Origin of the sequence: Micromonospora humida (assembly GCF_016901255.1) — a bacterium.
In the GTDB taxonomy this organism is placed as follows: Bacteria; Actinomycetota; Actinomycetes; order Mycobacteriales; family Micromonosporaceae; genus Micromonospora; species Micromonospora wenchangensis.
On sequence record NZ_JAFEUC010000013.1, the window covers coordinates 215,272 to 238,777 of the forward strand.

24 protein-coding genes, 1 tRNA gene, 1 other RNA gene and 2 pseudogenes are annotated in these 23,506 nt (G+C 70.3%); 8 read left to right on the plus strand and 20 right to left on the minus strand.

The genetic code is table 11. The annotated features are described in order from the left end of the window. Positions 1 to 189: 189 nt before the first annotated feature. Positions 190 to 903, plus strand: coding sequence for an EcsC family protein (locus tag JQX11_RS24505; protein WP_204927306.1), 714 nt, complete (start codon positions 190 to 192; stop codon positions 901 to 903). 173 nt (positions 904 to 1,076) lie between these two features. Here the strand turns inward: JQX11_RS24505 and JQX11_RS33640 are convergent, their stop codons facing one another. Together JQX11_RS33640 and JQX11_RS24515 are read right to left on the minus strand one after the other, a co-directional pair. Further along, complete coding sequence (locus tag JQX11_RS33640; RefSeq protein WP_372444631.1) at positions 1,077 to 1,250, minus strand: DUF397 domain-containing protein; 174 nt, start codon at positions 1,248 to 1,250, stop codon at positions 1,077 to 1,079. Continuing rightward, positions 1,250 to 1,678: a DUF5753 domain-containing protein gene (locus JQX11_RS24515; protein WP_204927307.1), complete on the minus strand. Its 429-nt coding sequence runs from the start codon at positions 1,676 to 1,678 to the stop codon at positions 1,250 to 1,252. Before JQX11_RS24515 ends, JQX11_RS33640 begins: the two co-directional genes overlap by 1 nt. Before the next feature lie 25 nt (positions 1,679 to 1,703). On the opposite strand from JQX11_RS24515, the pseudogene JQX11_RS24520 reads away from it, so the two are divergent. After that, positions 1,704 to 2,037: pseudogene (locus tag JQX11_RS24520) on the plus strand (transposase); the annotation flags it as partial. A 200-nt stretch (positions 2,038 to 2,237) separates the two neighbouring features. On the opposite strand, the gene JQX11_RS24525 reads toward JQX11_RS24520, so the two are convergent. The 6 genes from JQX11_RS24525 to JQX11_RS24550 form a co-directional block, all read right to left on the minus strand. Next, positions 2,238 to 2,573 carry a hypothetical protein gene (locus JQX11_RS24525; RefSeq protein ID WP_204927308.1) on the minus strand — a complete coding sequence of 112 codons (336 nt, stop codon included), beginning with the start codon at positions 2,571 to 2,573 and terminating at the stop codon, positions 2,238 to 2,240. 64 nt (positions 2,574 to 2,637) lie between these two features. Further along, complete coding sequence (locus JQX11_RS24530) at positions 2,638 to 3,879, minus strand: Hint domain-containing protein (protein ID WP_204927309.1); 1,242 nt, start codon at positions 3,877 to 3,879, stop codon at positions 2,638 to 2,640. A 278-nt stretch (positions 3,880 to 4,157) separates the two neighbouring features. Further along, entirely contained in the window at positions 4,158 to 5,003 is an 846-nt protein-coding gene (locus JQX11_RS24535) for an ABC transporter ATP-binding protein (protein WP_204927310.1), read from the minus strand. A gap of 23 nt (positions 5,004 to 5,026) precedes the next feature. Next, on the minus strand, positions 5,027 to 5,869 hold the full coding sequence (locus JQX11_RS24540; RefSeq protein WP_204927311.1) for an ABC transporter permease: 843 nt from the start codon (positions 5,867 to 5,869) through the stop codon (positions 5,027 to 5,029). Beyond that, positions 5,866 to 6,717 carry an ABC transporter permease gene (locus JQX11_RS24545; RefSeq protein WP_204927312.1) on the minus strand — a complete coding sequence of 284 codons (852 nt, stop codon included), beginning with the start codon at positions 6,715 to 6,717 and terminating at the stop codon, positions 5,866 to 5,868. Before JQX11_RS24545 ends, JQX11_RS24540 begins: the two co-directional genes overlap by 4 nt. A gap of 51 nt (positions 6,718 to 6,768) precedes the next feature. Further along, a complete protein-coding gene (locus JQX11_RS24550; protein WP_204927313.1) occupies positions 6,769 to 7,734 on the minus strand; it encodes an ABC transporter substrate-binding protein in 966 nt (321 codons plus the stop codon). Between the two features lie 522 nt (positions 7,735 to 8,256). On the opposite strand from JQX11_RS24550, the gene JQX11_RS33180 reads away from it, so the two are divergent. Further along, complete coding sequence (locus JQX11_RS33180) at positions 8,257 to 8,385, plus strand: hypothetical protein (protein ID WP_255553766.1); 129 nt, start codon at positions 8,257 to 8,259, stop codon at positions 8,383 to 8,385. Between the two features lie 443 nt (positions 8,386 to 8,828). Here JQX11_RS33180 and JQX11_RS24555 read toward each other — a convergent pair. Then, positions 8,829 to 8,901 (minus strand) — tRNA-Ala (locus tag JQX11_RS24555). Positions 8,902 to 8,986: 85 nt separating this feature from the next. Further along, positions 8,987 to 9,586, minus strand: coding sequence for a YqgE/AlgH family protein (locus JQX11_RS24560; protein ID WP_204927314.1), 600 nt, complete (start codon positions 9,584 to 9,586; stop codon positions 8,987 to 8,989). A 141-nt stretch (positions 9,587 to 9,727) separates the two neighbouring features. On the opposite strand from JQX11_RS24560, the gene JQX11_RS24565 reads away from it, so the two are divergent. Then, a complete protein-coding gene (locus JQX11_RS24565) occupies positions 9,728 to 10,531 on the plus strand; it encodes an S-methyl-5'-thioadenosine phosphorylase (protein ID WP_088642981.1) in 804 nt (267 codons plus the stop codon). Positions 10,532 to 10,689: 158 nt separating this feature from the next. After that, entirely contained in the window at positions 10,690 to 12,285 is a 1,596-nt protein-coding gene (mdlC, locus tag JQX11_RS24570) for a benzoylformate decarboxylase (protein WP_204927315.1), read from the plus strand. Between the two features lie 180 nt (positions 12,286 to 12,465). Here the strand turns inward: mdlC and JQX11_RS24575 are convergent, their stop codons facing one another. The 8 genes from JQX11_RS24575 to pruA all read right to left on the minus strand — a co-directional run bounded on the left by JQX11_RS24575 (position 12,466) and on the right by pruA (position 20,146). After that, entirely contained in the window at positions 12,466 to 13,431 is a 966-nt protein-coding gene (locus JQX11_RS24575) for a hypothetical protein (RefSeq protein WP_204927316.1), read from the minus strand. 322 nt (positions 13,432 to 13,753) lie between these two features. Then, positions 13,754 to 14,129, minus strand: a transfer-messenger RNA (tmRNA) gene (ssrA, locus tag JQX11_RS24580). 105 nt (positions 14,130 to 14,234) lie between these two features. Further along, positions 14,235 to 14,714 (minus strand): SsrA-binding protein SmpB, encoded by a 480-nt coding sequence (smpB, locus tag JQX11_RS24585; RefSeq protein ID WP_204927317.1) that lies wholly within the window; start codon positions 14,712 to 14,714, stop codon positions 14,235 to 14,237. A 136-nt stretch (positions 14,715 to 14,850) separates the two neighbouring features. Then, a complete protein-coding gene (gene ftsX / locus JQX11_RS24590; RefSeq protein WP_204927318.1) occupies positions 14,851 to 15,726 on the minus strand; it encodes a permease-like cell division protein FtsX in 876 nt (291 codons plus the stop codon). A 70-nt stretch (positions 15,727 to 15,796) separates the two neighbouring features. Further along, positions 15,797 to 16,477: a cell division ATP-binding protein FtsE gene (gene ftsE / locus JQX11_RS24595; protein WP_088642977.1), complete on the minus strand. Its 681-nt coding sequence runs from the start codon at positions 16,475 to 16,477 to the stop codon at positions 15,797 to 15,799. 118 nt (positions 16,478 to 16,595) lie between these two features. After that, a complete protein-coding gene (gene prfB, locus JQX11_RS24600) occupies positions 16,596 to 17,717 on the minus strand; it encodes a peptide chain release factor 2 (protein ID WP_204927319.1) in 1,122 nt (373 codons plus the stop codon). Positions 17,718 to 17,781: 64 nt separating this feature from the next. Then, positions 17,782 to 18,297, minus strand: coding sequence for a PadR family transcriptional regulator (locus tag JQX11_RS24605; protein ID WP_145918036.1), 516 nt, complete (start codon positions 18,295 to 18,297; stop codon positions 17,782 to 17,784). Positions 18,298 to 18,517: 220 nt separating this feature from the next. Next, a complete protein-coding gene (gene pruA, locus JQX11_RS24610) occupies positions 18,518 to 20,146 on the minus strand; it encodes an L-glutamate gamma-semialdehyde dehydrogenase (protein WP_204927320.1) in 1,629 nt (542 codons plus the stop codon). 453 nt (positions 20,147 to 20,599) lie between these two features. Between pruA and JQX11_RS24615 the strand changes: the two genes are divergently transcribed. Further along, entirely contained in the window at positions 20,600 to 21,586 is a 987-nt protein-coding gene (locus tag JQX11_RS24615; protein ID WP_204927321.1) for a hypothetical protein, read from the plus strand. Positions 21,587 to 21,602: 16 nt separating this feature from the next. On the opposite strand, the gene JQX11_RS24620 is transcribed toward JQX11_RS24615, so the two are convergent. After that, positions 21,603 to 22,112: a DUF6912 family protein gene (locus tag JQX11_RS24620; RefSeq protein ID WP_204927322.1), complete on the minus strand. Its 510-nt coding sequence runs from the start codon at positions 22,110 to 22,112 to the stop codon at positions 21,603 to 21,605. A 196-nt stretch (positions 22,113 to 22,308) separates the two neighbouring features. Here JQX11_RS24620 and JQX11_RS24625 point away from each other — a divergent pair, with 196 nt between their 5' ends. Together JQX11_RS24625 and JQX11_RS24630 are read left to right on the plus strand one after the other, a co-directional pair. Continuing rightward, positions 22,309 to 22,536: a helix-turn-helix domain-containing protein gene (locus JQX11_RS24625; RefSeq protein ID WP_067306191.1), complete on the plus strand. Its 228-nt coding sequence runs from the start codon at positions 22,309 to 22,311 to the stop codon at positions 22,534 to 22,536. Between the two features lie 101 nt (positions 22,537 to 22,637). Continuing rightward, positions 22,638 to 23,219, plus strand: coding sequence for an Rv3235 family protein (locus tag JQX11_RS24630; protein WP_204927323.1), 582 nt, complete (start codon positions 22,638 to 22,640; stop codon positions 23,217 to 23,219). A gap of 171 nt (positions 23,220 to 23,390) precedes the next feature. Here the strand turns inward: JQX11_RS24630 and JQX11_RS33710 are convergent. Next, positions 23,391 to 23,506, minus strand: a pseudogene (locus JQX11_RS33710) (IS30 family transposase); the annotation flags it as partial.

The following is a 23,506-nucleotide window of genomic DNA, read 5'->3' on the forward strand; positions in this document are numbered from 1 at the left end:
GGAGGATCCCTCCCCTCAGCACGTGCACCGGCGGGCCGCGTCGGACCGGGTCTGTCGGTTAGCCGATCGAATCATCGATCTGGTAACTCCCATGTGGATCATACGTACGTCCAGTGGTCGACGCCTGCACCGGTGCGACCCCGCACCTGATCACCGGCCGGCTGACCTGTAGGGCCAGGAGGAGAAACGATGGACGCGGACGAGCACAGCGAGGGCCCTTCCAACGCGATAGCCCGCCACTTCCAGAACCTGACCGTGAAGGTCATCCAGGATGGCGTCGGCCCGATCACCGGCTCGATCCCCTACGCGGAGGCCCGCCTCAGCAAGGCCATGTCGGCTGCGGCGGCTCCGGTCATCGATGCCGACGGGGTGCCCCTGCGCGACCGTGCGAGCGAAGCGGCGATCGAGCGGGTGATCGATCGACTGATCAAGGAGTCGGTGGCTGCGGCGTCGACGAACGGGTTCGTCACTGGTCTGGGCGGCTTCGTAGCCATGCCCGTCACCCTCCCCGCGAACATCGCCGGGTCACTGGTGATCAACGCACGACTCGTCGGTTCGATCGCGTACCTGCGGGGTTACGACATCTCGGACCCGCAATTCCAGACCTTCATCGTTCTCACCACCGCAGGCGGAACGCTGGCTGGCTCGCTTCAGGCGGCGGGAGTCAAGATCGGGGCGAAGTTAACCGCTCAGATGATCAAAGCGATCCCGATCGCCGTCATTCGGAAGATCAACGCGCAGGTCGGCTTCATGCTTCTCGCCAAGTACGGCACGCAGCGTTCGGCCATCACCCTGGCCAAGGGCATCCCGATCGCGGGGGGCCTCGTCGGAGCCGGGATGGATGCCGCCCTCACTGCTCTGGTGGGCCGCGCCGCCAAGGCCAACTTCCCGGCATCCATCTGACCCGCAGGGTTACAGCGCGACCAAGCCGACGAGAAAGCGCGCCTGCCCTACTGCCCAGAACGTCGATCCGCCGGAGCGGGGCTGCGGCCAGAACGGATCTGGCCGCCAACGCCGCAGGGGTAACTTCCAGGCTCGGGGTGCAGGTCAGCTCGTGGTGTCGGCCTTCAGGCCGGTCAGGAAGCTGGTCCAGGAGCGGCCGTCGAAGGCGAGCACAGGGCCGGTGCGGTCCTCTTGGTGTCGCGGACGTCCACCGCACCACCGACGAACCGCACCTCCACGCAGGCCCCGTGGTCGGAGCTGCGGGAGGACTTGAACCAGCCACGGTCGGGGGTGGCGAGAGCAGCCACTACGTCATCTCCTTGGCGATTCGCCGGATCAGCTCCAGCGACTCCGCCGACCTTAACGCTCGCTTCCGCGCCTCGGCGAAGGTGACGAGGTAGTCCGCGACCCGGCTGGACTGGTCGATAATGTCGCTGGAGGTGCGCACCTCCTGCCAGACCAGGTCGGCCAGCCGGGGCGACGGGAACGACAGGATCTGGAACGGGCCGCCGAGCGCGGGATGCGCCCCGGGGGTGAACGGCATCACCCTGATCTCGATCTGCTCCGGGCGCTCGGTCAGCAGCCGGTCGAGATGGTCGAGCTGGGCGCGCATCACCTCCGGGCCGCCCACCTGCTGCCGCAGCGCCCCTTCGGCGATCACGATGGTCAGCCGCAGCCGGTGGCCGCCGTCGAGCCGCCGTTGCCGCGCCATCCGCACCGCGACCCGCCGATCCATGGCTGTCACCACGCAAGCGCCACAACTACTCGCCCTGCCAGGTGCCGGCGCCGTCGTCGCCGCCACCGTTCTGCTGGCCTGGTCCCACCCCGGCCGCGTTCGCTCCGAAGCCGCGTTCGCTGCCCTGGCCGGCGCGTCACCGCTACCGGCTTCATCAGGCAATACCACCCCGCTACCAGCTCAACTACGGCGGCGACCGACGCCTCAACCGAGCGCTCTACACCGTCGCGCCGGTCCGCATCGGCCACGACCCTCGCACCCGCGACTACGTGACCCGCCGCACCCGCGAAGGACGCACCAAACGCGAGATCATGCGCAGCCTCAAGCGCTACATCAGCCGGCAACTTTCCGCACCCTGAACGGCGCCCACCCAGCCACCAGCACCACTTGACAGTTATAGAAGCATCTCAGAGTGAGACATCCACCGACACACCTAAAGTTGCAGCGGACAGAGCTCAGCGCACGGTCGACTCAGGCTTGAGAAGCCCCGAGGCGGACTTCGGGGCTGGTTGACGGTCCCGTGTCGCGCGAGCAGCTCAGCATTCGCCACCGGACCACCTCATCGAAAATTACCACCACCCGCAAGCAAGGCTCGAAGGCGCCGAACCTCGTCCAAAAGACGTGGCACGGCCTCCCTCGCCATTGCAATGAAAGCCGCGTTCTCATCCCAGCGCTCGTCGACAGCATCAACGTACCGAGGATGCTGAATTAATGTTGCGGCAACCATTTCTCCATGATCGAATCTTGGCCACCGCTCGGCCACGCCAGTATCAGGAGAAGTGCTTACTGCCACAAGATTCATGGCATTTTCGTCATTCAGCGTCCTCACAAACCAAGGTGCCGGAGTGGCCGCTTCGCAAAGCTCCTCGATCTCCTCAAGTTCATCTTCACGCATCTAAACCGCCCTCCATCAGCACGATTTCTCGAACCCTACGCAAGCCACCACTCAACATAGTTAATCAGTATCTTTCGCTTAAATATCCGAGTCTTTCGATATTTTTAAAGAACCTTTTATCATTTGTAATGATAGACAATCCGTCCTGTATCGCGGAATGCAAAACTGAAGCATCGTCGTCGGCAATCATCGGAGTGAAGGACTTACCTTTCCACATTCCTCTGAGGCGAGACTGCAGCGAGGCGATGCCTTCACTGGTAGAGGCCGGCCCCATGCGTCCTCCTCGTTCCGACAGCCAGCCACCGATGGCGTCTGCAGAGTGTCCACCTTCGAGGAGTTCACGCCGAGCAGTCGGAGAAAGGACTGGGGCACGCCCTGCCAGGGCGGCATCTACTGCAGTGGTCTTTGCACCGGACAATGCGTCCGTCACAGCGTTCGTATCAACAGCCACCTCGCCGCAGTTGTGTACGAGGACCGGGGTATCACCGGCCACCACATAGTACGTGTGGAGGGTGTCGACGGTGAGGTTGTGTACCACCTCGGTTTGGGTACGGTGGCGTGTGGTCGCTACGGCTACTGGGCGGTGGTCGGTGGTCTCGAAGGTGTAGCCGGGTTTGAGGTCCTTGGCTTCGCGCCATTGCTGCTGGTCGGCGACCCAGAAGGGGTGCCCGGCGGTAGCGGTGATCGTCTCGGTACGGCTGCCCTGGGGGCCATCCACGGTGACGGTGATGTCGACGAGTTGCTTGGTGCCGCTACCGACGATCAGAGCGGTGACTACTCGCGGCGCGGTCCGCCCCGTGGTGGGGTCGGTGGCCAGGACCTTGTCGCCGAGCTTCACGTCACGGATCGGCTTGTGGCTGCCATCGGCCATCAGGACCTTCGTGTCGCCCGTGAAGCTGTTGCCGGGGCCGAGGCAGCCGCCGCTCCGGCCCATGAGCCCGCGTCCGATGGTGCGTGCTTCACCGAGACCTGCGCTGACGGCCTTACCGCCGGCTGCTCTCATTCCCCCGCCCAGAGCGCGGAGCCCTGCACCGAGGGCCGCGCCGCCGATATTCCCAGCAACCCCACCAGCGGCACCGAAGAGCCCACCGAGCGCGGTCTCGCCGGCGAGATCCCATCCGCGTTTGCCGTTCATGTATCCGGTGACGGCGGAGCCGACAGCTCCGGCCAGGGCACCGCAGGCGACGGCGCCGACACCGGTCCAGCCGATGGCGGCCCCGCAGCCGATGCCGACGACGGCACCGACGGCGATGCCGGCGATCTCAGCGGCGTGGTCCTCGACGAACTGGGTCGCCTTGTCCCACATCTCGTTCGCGCCCTCGACGAGTGGGGCAAGGCGCTGAGCTGGGACACCGACGACGTGATCCAGATCTACAGTCGTCAGCTGTCGCCTCAGCGAGTCGGGGAAGCGTCAAACGGGAAGTTCGTCCGCAGCTCAGCTCCAGCACCCAGGCCCTGAACCGGTCGTTCTCCCATGGCGAGTCCTAGCGCATCCTGAGCAGTAGAGCGCTACAGAAGGGCGGGACGGGTCCTGAGGGGCCCGTCCCGCCCATACGCCGCGTCGGCGCGACCCGGTTCACCCGGTCAGCTCGGCTCCCCCGACAGGGAGGTCCGCCGCTGCGACGCCATGACCAGGGAGTACACGTGTTCGCGGAGTTCACCGAAGAGCGGGGTCTGCTTGGTCGCGATCTGGTCGCGGGGCCGGTCGAGGGTGACCGGCAGGTCCGCCACGACCACGGAGGGACCCTGCGACAGCACGACCACCCGGTCGGACAGGTACACCGCCTCGTCGATGTCGTGGGTCACGAACAGCACCGTCGTACCGGTCTCCGCCCAGACCTTGAGCAGCAGGTCCTCCAGGCTGGCCCGGGTCTGGGCGTCCACCGAGGCGAACGGCTCGTCCATGATCAGCATTTCCGGCCGGACGGCGAGCCCCCGGGCGATGGCGACCCGCTGCTGCATGCCGCCGGAGAGCTGCCACGGGTGCAACCCGGCGGCGTGGGCCAGGCCCACCATCTCCAGCGACTCCTGCACCCGCTGCCGGATCTCGGCGCGGGGCAGGCCCCGGTCGCGCAGCGGGAGGGCGACGTTCTTCTCGACGGTCAACCAGGGGAACAGCGAGCGGCTGTAGTCCTGGAAGACGACCGCCACGCCGTCGCGGGGGCCGGACATGCGTTCCCCCCGGAACATGACCGCGCCGCCGGAGATGGGCAGGAGCCCGGCGATGCACATCATCAGGGTGGTCTTGCCGCAGCCGGAGGGCCCCACCACCGACACGAACTGCCCGGCGTGGACGGCGAACTCGATGCTGCGTACGGCGGGCACGTCGCCCTTGCGGGACCGGTAGGACTTGCTCAACTCCTGCACGTCGAGCACGGGGGTGTCGAGGGCGGCACCGGGCTGCTGCGGTTTGGTCGTCACGGGGTTCATCCGGGGCTCCTACGTGGTGTCGGTCAGTGGCTTTCCGCGCTGTCGGGGCGCACGTTGCGGTGCCACCGCAGCAGCACCCGCTCGACCAGGGCGAAGACGGCGTTGAAGAGGATGCCCAGCAGCGCCAGCAGGACGATCGCCGACCACAGCTGCGGGAACTGGAACAGCCGCTGCTGGCTCACGATGTAGAACCCGAGGCCGGCCGTGGCGGCGTACAGCTCGGAGATCACCATCAGGACCAGCGCGATCCCGATGCTGATCCGCATCCCCGCGAAGATCGCCGGGCTGGCGCCGGGCAGCAGGACCCGCAGGAAGTAGCGCCGCCGGGTCAGTCGCAGGCTCCGGGCGGCGGTGACCACCGTACGGTCGATGCCCCGGACGCCGTCGTAGGTGTTGATCAGGATCGGCCAGAGGCAGCCCAGCGCGATGAGGAAGACGTTCATCCCGCTGGTGATGCCGAACAGCACGATGGCGATGGGCAGCAGAGCGGTGACCGGCACCGACATGCCCAGTCGGATCAGCGGGTTGAAGAACGCGCCGGCCGGCCGCCACACCCCGATCAGGATGCCGAGACCGACGCCGAGCACCGTCGCCGCGCCGTAGCCCAGGCCGAGCCGGACGAGACTCGGCAGGACGTCGGCCCGGAACTGGGAACTGAGGAACAGCGACGACGGGGACGCGGACAGCCAGGTGTCGACGAACGCTCCGAAGATCTGCGACACCGGCGGTACGAACAGGGAGCCCACCATCCGGGCGGCCACCTCCCACACCACCAGCAGCAGGGCGAGCAGCCACAGCGACCGCACCCCGCGTCCCACCGCCAACGCCGACGTGACCACCGGCCGGCTCAGCCCCTGCCCGCTCATCGTCCACCCTCCCGTTGTGCCTGGCCCCACGGCACCACCAGGCGCTCAACCAGGTTGAAGCCGTAGTAGAGGCCCATGCCGAGCAGGCCGACGAGCAGGATGCCCGCGTAGACGAAGTCGGGTCGCTGCGCCTGCTGGTACGTGGTGATCACCGTTCCCACCCCGTTGGTGGCACCGAGCAGTTCGGCGGAGAGCACCACGATGAGCGCCGTCGAGCTGGCCACCCGCAGCCCGGTGGCGATGGACGGGGCCGCCGACGGCAGCACCACCCGGGTCAGCAGCCGGGTACGCGTCCAGCCCATGCTCCGCCCCGTGGCCAGCATCAGCGGTTCGGTGTCGCGGACGCCGTACATCGCGTTGAGCAGGATCGGCCAGAAGATCGCGTAGATCGCCAGCGACACCTTCATCTGGGTGCCCAGGCCGAACATCAGGATGGCGATCGGCAGGAACGCCGAGGAGGGGATCGACCGGCCGGCGTGCACCACCGAGGACGACGGCCGGTAGAGGGCGGAGAAGTAGCCCAGGGTCAGCCCCAGCGGAATGCCGACGGCGCTGGCGACGAGCATGGCGAGCAGCCACGCCCACAGGGTCTGCGCCACCTCGGTCAGGAACGTCGCGTCGACGAGCAGTTCGCCGGCCCGTTGCAGGGTGTCCGCCGGGTACGGCAGGGAGTCCACCGAGACCGCCCCGGACCGGACCACCAGGTCCCACAGCACGAACATGGTCACCACGCCCGCCACTCCCAGCACCCAGTCGGGTGTGGGGCCCCACCGGCGGGCCGCGACGGGCCCGCCGGTGGGTCGGGCGTCCGCCTCGACCTGGTCAATCACGTGGACGTCCGACGCCATGTCACGTCCTCTCCCCTCATGGTGGCCCGCCTACCGCGACGACAGGACAGGTCAGGACCGCGCGAAGTCGGTGACGAAGGGCCCCAGGTCGGGCTTCTTCTGGAGCATCTTCAGGTCGACCATCTGCTGGGCCATCCGGTCCAGCGCGGCGACGTCGACGGCGGCTTCGAGGGCGTTCTGCGGTTGTGCGGCGAGGGTCTCCGCCGGCACCTTCTGGCACTCGGAGAGCAGCCGGAATGCCTCGTCCTTATTGGCCGGGTCGCTGAGCTGCTGCGCGGTCTCGGCGATCGCCTCGTGGAAGCGCTTGGCGGCGTCGCCCTTGCCGACGAAGCTCTTGGCGGCGACGTAGGTCGCGATGTAGATCTTGTCGCTGCTGGCGAAGGGGTCGGCCAGACTGCGTACGTTGTCGTTGTTGTTGCCCAGTAGCGAGTAGCCCAGTTGCGCGGCGTCGACCCGTCCACTGAGCACGGCGGGGATCTGCTCGGTGAAGGGCAGCGCCACGAAGCTGACGCTGTCCGGCTCGACCCCGTTGGCCTTCAGCCAGCTCGCGGTCACGATCTGGTTGATGCCGTTGATCTCGTTGACCGCGATCTTCTTGCCGGCGAGGTCGGCGGCCGCCTTGATCGGGGAGTCCTTGCCGACGAAGACGCCCTGCGCGGGCTTGGCCGGCGGCAGCGCGTTGACGTTCACCCCGGACACCATCTGGATCGGGAAGCCGGTGTTGTAGGCGTTGATCGCGGTGTAGCCGTTGACGTAGCCGAAGTCGGCCGCCCCGGAGAGCACTGCGGCGACCGCCGCCGAGCCACCCCCGGAGCGGACCAGCTCGACGTCGAGGCGGTGCTTGCCGTAGACGCCCTTCCCGATCGCCCAGGTGTTCCAGATTTCGCAGCCGAACGTCGTGACGGAGACCTTCGTGGTGCCGTCCGCGTTGTCCGCAGCGCCTTCGGCCCCGCCGCAGGCGCTCGTGAAGAGCAGCGCGGCGAGGGCGACCATCGCACCGGTACGTCGTGTGTTCATCGTGATGCTCCTATGTGCTTCGCGCGTGGCCCCGACGTCTCCCGCCGCCGGTGCCGGTGGCGGGAATGAGGGCGTTCGGTGGATACGAAGGGACGGCTCTGCCGCGACGGATACGACCGCCTGGCTGCTGCGGTGCGGGTCCGACGCGAGCTGCATCGACTTGGTGATGGTGCTGAATGCCTGAATTGCCGGTTCGAGGGGATCAATCAGGGCCGCGAGAACCGCAGACGGCGTCACGGCATGGCCGGGCAACGCTGGTCACGGTCGGTTCGGGCGGTCGGGCTGCACCCCAGCAGCACCCTGACGCCTCGCCGACTTGCAGCGAAGGTACGGGGCCCGAAAACCTCTGTCAAGATGCGGAACGTTATCTCGCATTGCGCCATCACGCGGACTGCCGGCACTCCGCCCAACCCGGCGAACGCGCAGGTCGGCGGGCAGATAACGATACGTCTCCCCTGGTTGACCGGGCCGGTGACGGCGGCTAGCTTCTCCACCAGATGCCGCCGGCCCCCGGGAGTGGACATGAGCGTGGAAGAGCCCGTCGCGGCCGTTCCCGCCATCACCCGCGCGCCGATCGGCCACTGGAAGGGACCGGAGTTCCCCGCCATCCGCCCCGGCACCGGCGCGGGCAAGGCCCTCGTTCCGTTCTGATCGGCAGCTCCGCGCCTCGGCGCACCCTGCCCGGATCCGGCCACACCGTCCGCGTCGGCCGCTCCTGTCCACACCGTGGCGGAGCAGACCGTCATCGGTGACCCCAGCACCCCGGTATCTGCGGCAGTCCGTCGCCCGTACCCGTGACGGCCCCTCCGTCGTCGCGGCCGGCCCCGGCGCAGGAGACCGCCCACCCCCGCAACCCCAGCCGGGCAGGTGGGCCGGTCCCCACACCCCAGCGCGCGGGCGGCCGGCCCGGTACGGGTGGAGTCAGGACGACCGGCCACCCCGCGCCACCGACCCCAGCCGGCGTCGGGGTGTCCGGCATCGTCAGCCCGTCGACGCACGCTGCCCCGGCCCGGGTCGCATGGTCAGCCGGGGCCGGACACGGAAAAGCGGCCCGGTCGATGCTCGACCAGGCCGCTGACCTGTTGCCTCAAGGGTGGAGCCGAGGGGACTCGAACCCCTGACCCCCACACTGCCAGTGTGGTGCGCTACCAGCTGCGCCACGGCCCCTTGCGGTCGTCCCCGGTCGCCCGGGCACGGAGAGAACTATACACACGCGGCCGAGCATGGTCATCTCGCGGGGGTCCCCGGCGGATCAGTTCAACGCCACGTCCGGCGGGAAGTGCGCGACCGCCGCCATCATGCCGCCCTGCCGGCGCAGCACCATCGGCCAGAGGTCGTCCGGGCGGTCGACGAAGGCGTCCCCGGGCAGCGCGTCGAGCACGAACCAGGAGCCGTCCTCGATCTCCTGCTCCAGCTGCCCGGAGCCCCAGCCGGAGTAGCCGGCGAACACCCGGATGCCGCCGATGCTGTCGCGCATCCGCTCCGGATCGGAGGACAGGTCGACGGTGCCGACCGCACCGGAGATCGGCTGGAAGCCCTTCAGCCGACGCATCGGATGACGCATCCGGGCCAGGCAGATCGCCGACTCCGGCTGCACCGGGCCGCCCTCGAAGAGCACCGCCGGATGCCGGGCGAGTTCGCTCCACTCGCCGAGGACGTCCGCGACGGCCACCTCGGTGGCCCGGTTGAGCACCACCCCGAGCGCCCCGTTGGCCTCGTGGGCGACCAGCAGCACCACCGTACGATCGAAGTTCGGATCCTTGAGGGCCGGCGTCGCGACCAGCAGCCGCCCGGTCATCGACTCCACGGCACGACCGCTGATCGCCGGTCCCTCCCCCTGCGTCTCGGACATCGTCAGCCGCGCACCGGGTCCGACAACCGGGCACCACCGACCATCTGTGCTCTCACCGCCATGCCTGGCACCATAGCCTGCACCCGGTGCGGTGGCTAAGGTCTGACCGACAGGTGATCGAGGGCGGTCGAGGGAGGATCGATGGGTCCGACGGCGGACATCGCGGTGATCGGCGGTTCGGGGCTGTACGCGCTCCTCGACGACGCCACGGAACACCAGGTCGAGACCCCCTACGGCGCCCCCTCGGACGTGCTCACCATCGCCACCGTGGGCGGCCGGTCGGTGGCGTTCCTGCCCCGGCACGGGCGTGATCACCGCCACCCCCCGCACCTGATCCCGTACCGGGCGAACCTGTGGGCACTGCGGTCGCTCGGGGTACGCCAGGTGCTCGCCCCCTGTGCCGTCGGCGGGCTGCGCCCCGAGTTGGGCCCCGGCACGTTCGTGGTGCCCGACCAGCTCATCGACCGCACCAGCGGCCGGGTGCAGACCTACTACGACCAGGGCGCGGTGCACGTGGCGTTCGGCGACCCGTACTGCCCGGTCGGGCGGCGTACCCTGCTCGACGCGGCGGCCGGGCGCGACGTGCCGGCGGTCGACGGCGGCACGGTGGTGGTGGTCGAGGGGCCACGCTTCTCCACCCGTGCGGAATCCCGCTGGTACGCCGCGATGGGCGGCACGGTGGTCAACATGACCGGCCACCCGGAGGCGGTACTCGCCCGCGAACTGGCCCTCTGCTACACCTCCATCGCCCTGGTCACCGACCTGGACGCCGGGGTGGAGGCGGGCGACTCGGTCACCCAGGAGGAGGTGTTCCGGGTCTTCGGCGAGAACACCGACCGGCTGCGCGGCGTACTGCTGGACGCGGTGGCCGCCCTGCCCACCGACCGCGACTGCCCCTGCGGGCACGCGCTGGACGGCATCCGGACCCCGTTCCCCCTCCCCTGACCCGTCGCCGCTCGGCCCGGACGGCCTCCCGGCAGCCCCGGACAGGGCAATAGCCGGCAAAGCACGCGGAACGCGGGCTGCCGCCCGCTAGATTCGGCAGGTCAGGGGTCCGGTCCCGGCGGACACCGGACGGGTCGGGGACACGGAGGCGGAGGGCGATGGCGACCGTCCGGGAGACCACCTACGACCTGCTCCGCGCCCTCGACCTGACCACGGTCTTCGGCAACCCCGGCTCGACCGAGGAGCCGTTCCTCCAGGACTTCCCGGCCGACTTCCACTACGTGCACGCCCTGCACGAGGCGTCGGCCGTCGCCATGGCCGACGGGTACGCCCAGGCCACCGGCCGGCCGGCGCACGTCAACCTGCACACCGCCCCGGGCACCGGCAACGGCATGGGCAGCCTGGTCACCGCGTGGCACAACCGGACGCCGCTGATCGTCTCCGCCGGGCAGCAGAGCCGGGAGATGCTGCTGATGGAACCCCGGCTGGCCAACCGGCACCCCACCGAACTGCCCCAGCCGTACGTGAAGTGGAGCCACGAGCCGGTGCGGGCGCAGGACGTCCCGGCGGCGTTCATGCGGGCGTACGCCACGGCGGCGCAACCGCCGAGCGGCCCGGTCTACCTCTCCCTGCCGTTGGACGACTGGCACCAGCCGGCGGACCCGCCGCCGCAGGTGCGGACGGTGGCCACCCGGTTCGCCCCCGATCCGCGTCGGCTGCGGGAGTTCGCCGCGCTGCTCACCGCCGCCCACAACCCGGTGCTGGTGCTCGGTGCGGCGGTGGACCGGGCCGCCGCCTGGCCGGTGGCGGCGGCGGTGGCCGAACGGCTCGCCGCGCCGGTCTGGTCCGCGCCGGCACCGGAGCGGGCCGCCTTTCCGGAGCACCACCCGCACTACCGGGGGGTTCTGCCGTACGCGATCGCCCCGCTGGCCGAGAAACTCACCGGGCACGACGTGGTGCTGGTGGTCGGCGCGCCGGTGTTCCGCTACTACCCGCACGTGCCCGGCGACCACCTGCCGCCCGGGGCCCGGCTGCTGCACGTCACCGACGACGCGGACGAGGCCGCGCGGGCCCCGGTGGGCGACAGCCTGCTCGGTGATGCCGGACTGACCCTGGCCGCGTTGCTTGACCTGCTGCCGGCGGCCGACCGGCCGACGCCGCCGCCCCGCCCGACGCCGGAACCGCCAGGCACCGGCGACCCGCCCGACGCGGACGCGCTCTTCGCCGCGCTGGCCGCCTGCTGGCCCGCCGACGGGGTGCTGGTGCAGGAGTCACCGTCGAACCTCGCCGCGCTGCGTCGTCGGCTCCCGGTGACCCGCCCGGCGTCGTACTTCACCATGGCCAGCGGCGGGCTCGGCTACGGGCTGCCGGCCGCCGTGGGTATCGCCCTCGCCGAGCGGGACACCGGGCGGGGCCGGCCGGTGGTCGCGGTGATCGGGGACGGCTCCTTCCACTACTCGGTGCAGGCGTTGTGGACCGCCGCGCGGCTGCGGCTGCCGGTGGTCGTGCTGGTCCCGGTGAACCAGCAGTACGCCATCCTCAAGTCGTTCGCCGAGCTGAAGTCCACCCCGGGGGTGCCGGGCCTGGACCTGCCGGGCCTGGATCTCACCGCGATCGCCCGCGGCTACGGCTGCGCCACCCGCGTCGTCGACGCGCTGCCCGACCTGGCCGACGCACTCACCGAGGCGCTACGCGCCGACGTCCCCACCGTGCTCCCCACCCCGATCAGCACCACCATCCCCACCCTCCTCTGACCCCTCCCACGTCGAGGTCGCGGTCGCCCGGTCGCGGTCGGCCGGTCGGCCGGTCGGCCGGTCGGCGGTGATCAAGAGGTTTGCGTCATCCTCGCCCGGGCGGGGTGACGCAAACCTCTTGATCACCGGCCAGCGGGCGACGTTCTGACGGGGGACCCCAGTGCGGGAACGGCTTGGCGGTCAGGGGGCGGTGAGGGTGAGCACCCGGCCGGTGGCGACGTCGAGCACCGGACGTTTCCCGAGCGGGGACGCCAACGTCACGGTGACCGGCTTGAGCACCGCCAGGTCGATGCACTCCCCGGTGCCCCGGACCACCCCGCCGCCGACCACCACCACGTCGTCGCTCTCCCGAACCAGGGCGGTGGGTCCGCTGTCGCAGGCGCCCATACCGACCGTGTACGTCAGCCGGGCGCCGTCGACCCGGCGGAGCTGGTCGGCACCGGCAACCCCGCCCGGCAGGGACCGGTTCGGGGCGGCGGGCTCCGGGGCGGCGGTGACCGACCGGGGCGCCACCGCCAGGCGGGCCACCGGGCTGGTCAGCTCCGCCACGGTGAAGATCCAGGCGGGTACGGCGGCGACCCCCCGGCTGGTACGAACCTCGGCGGTGCCCAGAGTGACCCCGGTGACCGTCAGCGGGATGCAGGCGGCCTGGGTGGAGACCGGATCGTCCGGCCGGGTACCGGCCGTGGGTTCGGGGGGCCGTGGCCCCCGGGGCCGTCCCTCGCACGGCGGCGGGTCGCCCTGGTCCAGCTGGCGGTACGCCTCGGCGGCGCTGATCAGCGGTACGGTCAGGGCACCGTCGGGGAACCGGATCGCCCCGTCGGCGGGTACGGCGGTCGGCAGCTCGATCTGGTCCCGGTACCAGCCCGCGCGGAAGGCCGCCTCGGTGCCGGCGTCGAAGCCGGGCTGGCCGGTGAGCACCGTGGCGTCCTGCAACGGCAGATACCCGCTCGACCACTCGGGGCCGGGCCGCCACGCCCCGGCGACCTCGGCGGCCCGCTCGTCGAACGCCTCCCGCTGCCGCCCCGGATCACTCCCGACCGCCCCGCCGTCCACCGCACCACCGGGCACCGAGCCGGCGGCCGCACACCCACCCACCGCCATCAGGAGTCCCAACCCCCACGTCAGCCCAACGAGTCGCCGCATCCCCCTAAGACGCCCACCCGCCCCTCCCGGTTCCCTCCCCTCCCAGCACCCCAACCCCGCCCTCCCACCGCGCACACCTGGTTGATCAAGAGGTTTGCGTCAAGTTGATCTCCAACTCTGACGCAAACCTCTTGATCACCGCACGCCATCCGCGAAGGCCGGGTGATCAAGAGGTTTGCGTCATTCGCCGCGCCGGGTCTGACGCAAACCTCTTGATCAACGAGGCATGGCGGGGCGGGACAAGGCAAGGCGGGGCGGGGCAAGGCGGGAGGGGGAACAGTGATGCGCCCCGGTCCGTGGGGACCGGGGCGCATCATCGAGGTGGTGGAGGTGCCGGGAATCGAACCCGGGTCCTTCGCCGGTTTGTCAGGGCTTCTCCGAGCGCAGCTCGCTATGCCTCTACTCGGCCCCACCGCTCACGCGAGCAAGTTGGTGTGACGGGCCCAGTCGCTGATTGATCTCGCCGCACGGACCCCGCGACCGGGTCCGATTGGCCAGCCTTCTAGCTGATGCCGGCTAACTGGGACGAAGGCGTTCCCAGGCCGACAGACTCACTACTCGCCTCAGGCGGCGAGAGCGAAGTCAGCGCGATTTTGCTTGGCGCTTATTGGTTTCCGACGACCGATTCTCGAGACGACGTCGGCTTCCTCGGCTCGCTTCCCCTGTCGCTGCGTACGAAGTCGAAACCAGTCACCCCCTCGACGGACCGCCGGATGTGGCGGCACTGTCCAGACTAACGCCTGCCGCAACGGGTTTCATCCCGAGCCCCGGCCCGGCGTGCCGACCCGGACAGAAGGGGCGAATCAGTCGTCCATTCCCTTGCCCCGGCGACCGGACACCCGGGCGATCTCCCGGTCGGCGTCCCGCTTGGCGAGGTCCTGCCGCTTGTCGTACGACTTCTTGCCCTTGGCCAGGGCGATCTCCACCTTCGCCCAGCCGTCGGAGAAGTAGACCTGCAACGGGACCATGGTCAGGCCCCCCTCGCGGGTCTTGCCGATCAACTTGTCGATCTCCATCCGCTTCAGCAGCAGCTTGCGGGTACGCCGGGGCTCGTGGTTGGTCCAGGTGCCCTGGGTGTACTCCGGGATGTGCATGCCGTGCAGGAACAACTCGCCGTCACGTTCCTGGGCGAACGCGTCGACCAGCGAGGCCCGCCCGGCACGCAGCGACTTGACCTCGGTGCCGGTCAACGCCATGCCCGCCTCGTACGTGTCGAGGATGGCGTAGTCGTGGCGGGCCTTCCGGTTGGAGGCGACCACCTTGCGGCCCTTCTCCCGTGGCATCCGGCGCCACCTCCCTTCCACTACGCTCACCGACCACCCGGCCGGCGAGCGGGGATCATGCTACCCGAACGACAAGGACCCTCCCGCGCCGTTTCTTCCCGGCCCGGGAGGGTCCCCACGGAGAGCGCTGCGGTGACTAGACCCGCAGGTAGAAGCGGAGCGTGACCCAGGCGGTGGCGGCGCTGATCAGGCCACCGACGCCGGCCATCAGCGGGAACATCAGGAAGATGTCCGACCACTGGACGGGCGAGAGCAGCCCCTCCAGCGCCTTCAACGATCCGCTGAACAGCAGTTGTTTCGCCCCGATCAGCGCGACCAGGCCCAGCAGCGAGCCGATCAGGCCGGCGACCACCGCCTCCAGCACGAACGGCGCCTGGATGAACCAGTTCGACGCGCCGACCAGCTTCATGACCGCGACCTCACGCCGCTTGCTGTACGCGGCCACCTGGATGGTGTTCGCGACCAGCAGCAGCGCGGCGATCGCCATCACCACGGCGGCGGCCAGCGCGATGTTCTGGATCGCGGTGAGCACGTTGAAGATCTTGTCCAGCAGCCGGCTCTGGTCGACGATCACGTCGACGCCCTCGGTGCCCTGGTACTGGTCGTAGATGTTCTTGTACTGCTCCGGGTTGACCAGCTTCAGCCGGAACGACTCGGGCAGCAGGTCCGGCTTCACGGCGTTCACCAGGTCGGGCGCGTCCTGGTACATCTCCTTGAAGGTCTTGTACGCCTCGTCCTTGTTGACGTAGAGGACCTCCTTGACCAGGGGGTCGCTCTTCAGCTTGGCGTCGAGGTCGGTGCGCTGCTGCTCGGTGACGTCGGTCTTGAGGAAGATCGAGACTTCGACGTTCTTGTAGTAGAGGTCCTTCATGTCGCCGACCTGCTTGTACATCAGGCCACTGGCGCCGAGCATGGTCAGCGAGACCGCCATCGTGATGATCATCGCGACGGTCATGGTGACGTTGCGCCACAGTCCGACCAGTACCTCGGACAGGACGTACTTCATCCGCATCGGGTGTTCCTCCGGCTCTCCGGCGTGAGGTGTTCGTCGTCAGGTCGTACGGCAGGGGTGGAGCGCCGGCTCACCCGTAGACGCCGCGGGCCTGGTCGCGCACGATGCGGCCGCTTTCGATCTCGACGACGCGACGGCGCATCTGGTTCACGATGTTGGAGTCGTGTGTGACCATCACGACGGTCGTGCCGGTGCGGTTGATCCGGTCCAGCAGGCGCATGATCTCGATCGACGTGTCCGGGTCCAGGTTTCCGGTCGGCTCGTCCGCCAGCAGGATCAGCGGGCGGTTCACGAACGCCCGCGCCACCGCGACCCGCTGCTGCTCGCCACCGGAGAGTTCGTGCGGGTACCGGTGCTCCTTGCCACCGAGCCCGACCAGCTCCAACACCTCGGGCACGACCCGGCGGGCCACCGCCTTGGTCTTGCCGATCACCTCCAGGGCGAACGCCACGTTCTCGTAGGCGGTGCGGTTCGGCAGCAGCCGGAAGTCCTGGAAGACGCAGCCGATGGAGCGCCGGAAGTGGGGTCGCTTCCAGGAGCGCATCGACGTGACGTCCTTGCCGTTGACGATGACCCGGCCCTTGTTGGGGGCGACCTCGTGCAGCAGCATCTTGATGATCGTGGACTTGCCGGAGCCGGACGGTCCGATGAAGAAGACGAACTCGCCCTTCTCGATCGAGACGGACACGTTGTCGAGCGAAGGCCGGGACGCCTTCGGGTACGTCTTCGTCACTTGCTCAAGCTGAATCACGGGTCGTGAGTCTACGCGGTGTAACCGCAGAGCCAAGTGGCACGCCCCGCCGATGCGGGGCGCGTCATCGATTCGCCCGGTCAACCCGGGATCGACGACGCGCCCCGTTCACGTTCGATCACGCAGCGTCGTTGGCGAGCTGCTGCTGCTTACGCCAGCGGATGCCGGCTTCGAGGAAGCTGTCCAACTCGCCGTCGAAGACCGAGGACGGATTGCCGGTCTCCTGCTCGGTTCGCAGATCCTTCACCATCTGATAGGGGTGCAGGACGTACGAGCGCATCTGGTCGCCCCAGGAGCTGGTGCTGCCGGACTTCAGGCCGGCCAGCTTCGCCTCCTCCTCCTGCCGCTTGCGCTCCAGCAGCCGGGACTGGAGCACCCGCATCGCGGAGGCCTTGTTCTGTAGCTGGGACTTCTCGTTCTGGCAGGTCACCACGATGCCGGTGGGGATGTGGGTGAGCCGCACCGCCGAGTCGGTGGTGTTGACGCTCTGCCCACCTGGCCCGGACGACCGGTAGACGTCCACCCGGATCTCGTTCTCCGGGATGTCGATGTGGTCGGTCTGCTCGGTGACCGGCAGCACCTCCACGCCGGCAAAGCTGGTCTGCCGGCGGCCCTGGTTGTCGAACGGGCTGATCCGGACCAGCCGGTGGGTACCCGACTCGACGCTGAGCGTGCCGTAGGCGTACGGCACCTTGACGGTGAAGGTGGCGGACTTGAGGCCCGCCTCCTCGGCGTACGAGGTCTCGTAGACCTCCGTCGGGTAGCCGTGCCGCTCGGCCCAGCGCAGGTACATCCGCAGCAGCATCTCGGCGAAGTCGGCCGCGTCGACCCCACCGGCGCCCGCCCGGATGGCGACCAGCGCCTCCCGGGAGTCGTACTCGCCGGAGAGCAGGGTGCGGACCTCCATCTCCTGGATGGCCTTGGTCAGCGTGGCGATCTCGGACTCGACCTCGCCCAGCACCCCGGAGTCGGCCTCGTCCTCGGCCAGCTCCAGCAGCACCCGGGCGTCGTCGAGCCCGGAACGCAGGCTGCCCAGCTTGCTGATCTCGCCGTTGACGTACGACAACTGCGAGGTCACCTGCTGTGCCTTGGCCTGGTCGTCCCAGAGGTCCGGCGCGGACGCCTGCTCCTCCAGCCGGGCCTTCTCCTCCCGCAGACGGTCGAGGTCGAGCACCGCCTCGATGTTGCGCAGGGTCGCGTCGAGTTCCTTGAGCTGTTCGGCGTAATCGGCAGCGGTCACGACAGACAAGGGTACTGTGCGTGCGGCGGTCCGCTCACGTCACACCACCTACCAGGGCGGATGATCAGCCGACCGGGGCGGTCTTGAGCCAGGACAGCGCGGCCTTGTGGTAGGCGACGGCGAACTCCAGCGCGCTGGCGTCGTACTCGTCGCCCTCCTTCTTGGCGGTCTTGACCTGTTCGCGGACGTACGCGAGGGCCTCGGTGTGATATTCGTTGGCTGAGGTGTAGAGGTTCTTGAGCTGGCTGGCCGAGTGCAGGTTGCCGAACGCGATCCGCAGGGCGATCGGGTTGCGGATGGTGTCCCGACCGGGATTCTCCGCCAGCCAGCGGGAGAAGGTCCGCTTGCCGGCCGCGGTTATCGCGTAGGGTTGACTCATCCGCGGCCCGGGCTTGCCCAGCCGCACGAAACCACGCTCAGCCAGCACCGGCAACTCACGGTAGACCTGGCTGCGTGTCATCGACCAGTACGGCGCCAGTCGGCGCTCAGCGGCGGCCATCAGTTGGCCACCTGTCATCGGCCCCTCGTGCAACAGACCCAGCAGGGCCGCCGCGGTGGGGTTGACTCCGGAATCCGCCATGCCCTCTAAGCTGCCACTTTGCCGTCCCGGCGTCCAGGATTTCCGGATTTGCCACCCGGGAGGATTTCCAATGTGCACTGTCGGCCGACGACAGTGCTCCCAGGACCACCCCCGACCGCCGCCCCGGACCCGACCGCGCAGGGCGTGCCGGCCCGTCGCCGGGTCGGGCGGGCCCGGCCGGCGGGGACGTCGTCGCACGCCACCGCCGGCCGTCGCCGGTTCAGCCCATGTGCGGGTACGTGTGGTCGGTCGGCGGCACGAACGTCTCCTTGATGGTCCGGGGGGACATCCAGCGGACCAGGTTGTGCCACGAGCCGGCCTTGTCGTTGGTGCCGCTGGCCCGCGCACCCCCGAACGGTTGCTGCCCGACCACCGCCCCGGTCGGCTTGTCGTTGACGTAGAAGTTGCCTGCCGCGTACCGCATCTTCTCGGCCACCGCGTCGATCACCCGGCGGTCGGTGGCGAAGACCGACCCGGTCAGCGCGTACGGGGCGATCGACTCGGCCTGGGCGACCACGTCGTCGAACCGGGCGTCGTCGAAGACGTGCACGCCGAGGATCGGCCCGAAGTACTCGGTGGTGAACGTCTCGTGGGCCGGGTCGGCACACTCGAACAGGGTCGGTCGGACGAACCACCCGACCGTGTCGTCGGCGGTGCCGCCGGCGAGCACCCGGCAACTGTCGTCCCCGCCGATCAGCTCCAGCGCGGCGGTGTGCCTGTCGAACGCGCGGGCGTCGATCACCGCGCCGCCGAAGTTGCCGAAATCGGTCACGTCGCCGTACGTCAACGCGTCGGCGGTGGCGGCCAGCCGGTCCCGCAGGCCGCCCTCCCACAGCGACCGGGGCACGTACGCCCGCGAGGCGGCCGAGCATTTCTGGCCCTGGTACTCGTAGGCGCCCCGGATCAGCGCGGTGTGCAGGGCGTCCACGTCGGCGCTGGTGTGCGCGACGACGAAGTCCTTGCCGCCGGTCTCCCCGACCAGCCGGGGGTAGCCCCGGTAGGAGGCGATGTTCTCGCCGACCGTGCGCCACAACTGCTGGAAGACCTTGGTGGAGCCGGTGAAGTGGATGCCGGCCAGGTCCGGGTCGGCGAGCACCACGTCGGAGACCTCCTCGCCCCGCCCGGTGACCATGTTGATCACACCGGGGGGCAGGCCGGCCGCCTCGAACAGCCGCATGGTGAAATGCGCCGCGAACTGCTGGGTGGGGCCCGGCTTCCAGACCACGGTGTTGCCGAGCAGGGCCGGCGCGGACGGCAGGTTGCCGGCGATCGCGGTGAAGTTGAACGGGGTCACCGCGTAGACGAAGCCCTCCAGGGGGCGGTGGTCGAACCGGTTCCACACCCCCGGCGACGAGTTCGGCTGGGCGGCCAGCAGTTCCCGGGCGAAGTGCACGTTGAACCGGAGGAAGTCGATGAACTCGCAGGCCGCGTCGATCTCGGCCTGGACGGCGGTCTTGGACTGGCCGAGCATGGTGGCCGCGTTGAGGGTGTCCCGCCACGGGCCGGCCAGCAGCTCGGCGGCGCGCAGGAAGACCGCGGCGCGTTCCTCGAACGGCAGCGCCCGCCACATCGGCGCGGCGTCCTTGGCGGCCCGCACGGCGGCGCGGGCGTCGTCGTGGGTGGCGTGACCGGTGACCCCGAGGACGTGTGCGTGCCGGTGCGGCTGGACCACGTCGATCGGGTCACCGCCGGCCATCCGCTGCTCACCGGCGATGGTCATCGGCAGGTCGATCCGGTCGGCGGCCAGCTCGGTCAGCCGCCGCTCCAGTCGCTCCCGGTCGGCGCTGCCCGGCTCGTAGGTGCGTACCGGCTCGTTGCGCGGCTCGGGTACGGAGAACACGGCGTCCATCACAGGCTCCTGGGCGATCTCGACAGCGGCGGCGAAATCGGACCCGCAGGCACCGACCGGACGGCCGGACGCCGGACACCGCGCGGGGTAGCTGATCGCGGCGGCGGGACCTCCGGCGATTCTCCCACGCCCGGCTCGCGGGACTCACGCCCCGCCCGCCCCACACCGTGGATCACGAGGCGGGCACCAGCTGTTCGGTGACGATTCCCCAGCAGAAGTGCCATCCGAACGAAGAAAGACAGGGTGGACCGGTACCGACCGGCCGGGTCGGTCCGCCGGCACGCCCCGGCTCGTCGGCGCGGCGTCCCGGGCGGCCCCGCCGCGCCCGGCTCCCGGGCCGGCCGGGAGCCGGCACGCCCAGGCCGGGGCGGTCCGGCCCGTCCGCGTACGCTGGTTCGCGCGAGGGTGAGGCCCGTCCCGGTGCCGGGGTGGCGCGGTGTCGAAGGGGAGACGATGAGCAACCAGCCCGGCAGCTCGACGGCCGAGTCCATCGACCGGTCGCCGGAGCAGCCGGCCGGGCGCACCGGGTACGCCCCGGGCACGCCCGTGCTGGCGGTGCTGGCCCTCGGCTGGCTGGCGGCGATGCTCTGGTCCACCCGGGAGGCGATCCACTCGGCGGCGGTCGGCCTCACCGCGATCACGCTGTCCGCCTTCGCCCTGCCCGGGGTGATCTCCGCCGCCCTGGTCGCCGGGGCGGCCGTCGCGCTGGCCGCGAGCGAGCTGGCCGCCCGCCGGCTCGGCGACCGGGCCGCGCTGCGCTTCGCGGCGGCGATCGGAGCCGGCATGCTGGTCGGGCTGGGCACCGCACTGGCGATCAACCTGACGTACGCCGACAACGCCACCACCAACACCATCGCCGGCACCAGCGCGGCGGCGGCCATCATCGGTGGGGCGCTGGCCGGGGCACGTACCCCGGCCCCGGTCGGCGCGGTGGTCACCGCCGCCCTCGGCACGCTGCTGTTCGTGGTGCTGTTCAGCCAGGCCCGGGACCCGCTGTTCGACCTGTTCGGGGCCGGCGACTCCCAGGCGTCGCTGGTCGGCGCCGCGAAGTGGGTCTCCCGCACCGAGTCGCTGCTCGGCGGGCTGGTGGCCGGGCTGCTCGCCTTCGGCTACCTCACCTGGGCCCGCCGCCGGGCCATCCGGCACGCCCCGGACGCCACGGCCCCGCGCTGGCCGGCCTACCTGCTCGCCGGGGCCGGGCCCGGTCTGCTCCTGCTGCTCACCGAGGTGATCATCCGGATCGGCGGGCGGACCCTGCTGGACCTGGCGGGCGCGCTGAGCGAGGCGGACGCGGTGGCCCAGACCAGCATGGGCACCTCGCGGATCGACAACGGCATCTGGGTGCTCTTCGTCGGCGCGTTGACCACCGTCGTCCTCTTCGGCCGCACCCTCGGCCCGACCCCGCGCGACGACGACCCGGCGGACCCCGCCGAGGACTGATCCGGCCCGGCCCCGCTCAGGACACGCTACGCAGCAGCAGTTCCCACTCGGACGGGTCGTACCACTCCAGCTCGTGGTCCTCGGCCCCGTCCACCGTGAACTGGGCGTCCGGGTCACCGCCGAGCGCCTCGACCACCACGTCCACGGCGGCGGCCACGTCCCCGACCGCCTCGGCCCCGTCCACGTGCAGCGCGGCCACCGCCGACGCCGGCAGCGGCCCGTCGAGGTCGACCACGCTGGAACCCAGCTCACCGTCACCCCGGCCGACGCGGCCGGCGGGCAGGTCCACCGACACCACGACCCGGCGACGGGGCGCGTCGGCGTCCTCCCGCAGCAGTTGCAGGGCATCCTGGGCGGCCCGGGTGAAGGCGACGTACTCCAGCTCCTCCTCGTCGCCCTCGGCGTACCACTCGCGCAGGGCGGGGGTGACCGCGTGGCCGCCGCTGGCCGGCAGCCCCCGCTTCCGCAGCAGGGCCAGCATCGGCACGGTCGCCGGCACGTACACCCGGACCAGCTCGTCGCCCACCGTCGTCTCCCCTGGTCGTTTCCGCTCACCGGGGCGGCGGACGGCCGCCCCGAACGCCGATCATGCCGTACGTCCAGACCGTCATACACCGCGCACCGCCCCGGGGGAAGCCGCCGCACCAGTCGACGGGCGGTGCTGGGCGGGGAAGGCTGTCGGTGGCAAACTGGGCCGAACGACGCCAAGCCGAGGGGTTTCCGTGGAGCCGAGGTTTCTCCTGCTCTCCGACGTGGCCGCCGAGCTGAACGTGTCGGACTCGCAGGTCTACCACATGGTACGCAGCGGCGAGCTGCCCGCCATCAAGATCGGTGGACGGGGGCAGTGGCGGGTGGAGCGGGCCCGGCTGGAGGAGTACATCCAGCTCAAGTACGCCGAGACCGCCGAGTGGGTACGCGGCAACCCGCTCACCGACCGCGACCCGGAGTGACCGGACCATCCCGCTGAGCCATTGACCCTGGGCGTTGCCGTGCCCGACAATCGACGCTGTCGGAAGCAAACGAAGGCAAACGCACAGAACGAGGGGCAACGATGGCCGACTCCCGCCGTCCGGGGCCGACCCGACCGCCGATCCGGTTACGCCCGGCCCCCGTCACCGACCCGCCCTACGTCGACGAGGTGCCGGATCTCTGGCCCCGGCCACCCGGCCAGCTCGCCCTCGACCTGTTCGGCACGGGTCGGCCCGCCGCCGGCCGACCCACCGGCCGGCGGCCCGATCCCCGACCCCGCCCCGGGCACCCGGCCGCCCCGCCCCTGCCGCCGCCCGCCACCACCACCCCCGAGGCGACCCGGGCCGCCCACCGGTTCGTCGGCACCTGCCTGGAGATCCTCAACGGCTACCGGCCGCCCGGCCAGATCCGGGCCCTGGTCGAGCCGGGGCGCACCGTCGAGGTGGCCGAGCAGCTCGCCCGCGCCGCCGCCCGCACCCCGCCGGTACGCCGCCGCTCCACCCGGCCCGCCGTGCACCTGCGCCGGCTGCGGGTGTGCCAGCCGCGGCCGGCGGCGGTCGAGGTGGCCGCCGTGGTCACCGGCGGCAGTCGGAGCTGGGCGATGGCCCTGCGTCTTGAGCACCGCCGGGGCAACTGGCTCTGCACCACCCTCCAGGTCATCTGACCCACCCCGACCCGCCGGCCCAGGTGGAGTCACCCTGGTCCGGCGGGACCGCCTGGCCCGACGGGACCGCCTGGCCCGACGGGACCGCCTGGCCCGAGGGGACCGCCTGGCCCGAGGGGACCGCCTGGCCGGGTTGATCAAGAGGTTTGCGTCAATTCGATCTTGGCGGTTTCATGGGGTCGGTGCAAGTAGTAGTCGATCAAGGGCTTCGGCGGGAGTGTCCCATCCGAGGGTCTGTCGGGGGCGGCCGTTGAGTTGGATCGCGACGGTGTCGAGGTCGTTTTGGG

Excerpts from the sequence above, each read along its gene's own strand:
- JQX11_RS24505 (WP_204927306.1), top strand. The coding sequence starts at position 190 with ATGGACGCGGACGAGCACAGCGAGGGCCCTTCCAACGCGATAGCCCGC.
- JQX11_RS24515 (WP_204927307.1), bottom strand. The coding sequence starts at position 1,678 with ATGGATCGGCGGGTCGCGGTGCGGATGGCGCGGCAACGGCGGCTCGAC.
- JQX11_RS24525 (WP_204927308.1), bottom strand. The coding sequence starts at position 2,573 with ATGCGTGAAGATGAACTTGAGGAGATCGAGGAGCTTTGCGAAGCGGCC.
- JQX11_RS24530 (WP_204927309.1), bottom strand. The coding sequence starts at position 3,879 with ATGTGGGACAAGGCGACCCAGTTCGTCGAGGACCACGCCGCTGAGATC.
- JQX11_RS24535 (WP_204927310.1), bottom strand. The coding sequence starts at position 5,003 with ATGAACCCCGTGACGACCAAACCGCAGCAGCCCGGTGCCGCCCTCGAC.
- JQX11_RS24540 (WP_204927311.1), bottom strand. The coding sequence starts at position 5,869 with ATGAGCGGGCAGGGGCTGAGCCGGCCGGTGGTCACGTCGGCGTTGGCG.
- JQX11_RS24545 (WP_204927312.1), bottom strand. The coding sequence starts at position 6,717 with ATGGCGTCGGACGTCCACGTGATTGACCAGGTCGAGGCGGACGCCCGA.
- JQX11_RS24550 (WP_204927313.1), bottom strand. The coding sequence starts at position 7,734 with ATGAACACACGACGTACCGGTGCGATGGTCGCCCTCGCCGCGCTGCTC.
- JQX11_RS33180 (WP_255553766.1), top strand. The coding sequence starts at position 8,257 with ATGAGCGTGGAAGAGCCCGTCGCGGCCGTTCCCGCCATCACCCGCGCG.
- JQX11_RS24560 (WP_204927314.1), bottom strand. The coding sequence starts at position 9,586 with ATGTCCGAGACGCAGGGGGAGGGACCGGCGATCAGCGGTCGTGCCGTG.
- JQX11_RS24565 (WP_088642981.1), top strand. The coding sequence starts at position 9,728 with ATGGGTCCGACGGCGGACATCGCGGTGATCGGCGGTTCGGGGCTGTAC.
- mdlC (WP_204927315.1), top strand. The coding sequence starts at position 10,690 with ATGGCGACCGTCCGGGAGACCACCTACGACCTGCTCCGCGCCCTCGAC.
- JQX11_RS24575 (WP_204927316.1), bottom strand. The coding sequence starts at position 13,431 with ATGCGGCGACTCGTTGGGCTGACGTGGGGGTTGGGACTCCTGATGGCG.
- smpB (WP_204927317.1), bottom strand. The coding sequence starts at position 14,714 with ATGCCACGGGAGAAGGGCCGCAAGGTGGTCGCCTCCAACCGGAAGGCC.
- ftsX (WP_204927318.1), bottom strand. The coding sequence starts at position 15,726 with ATGCGGATGAAGTACGTCCTGTCCGAGGTACTGGTCGGACTGTGGCGC.
- JQX11_RS24605 (WP_145918036.1), bottom strand. The coding sequence starts at position 18,297 with ATGGCGGATTCCGGAGTCAACCCCACCGCGGCGGCCCTGCTGGGTCTG.
- pruA (WP_204927320.1), bottom strand. The coding sequence starts at position 20,146 with ATGGACGCCGTGTTCTCCGTACCCGAGCCGCGCAACGAGCCGGTACGC.
- JQX11_RS24615 (WP_204927321.1), top strand. The coding sequence starts at position 20,600 with ATGAGCAACCAGCCCGGCAGCTCGACGGCCGAGTCCATCGACCGGTCG.
- JQX11_RS24630 (WP_204927323.1), top strand. The coding sequence starts at position 22,638 with ATGGCCGACTCCCGCCGTCCGGGGCCGACCCGACCGCCGATCCGGTTA.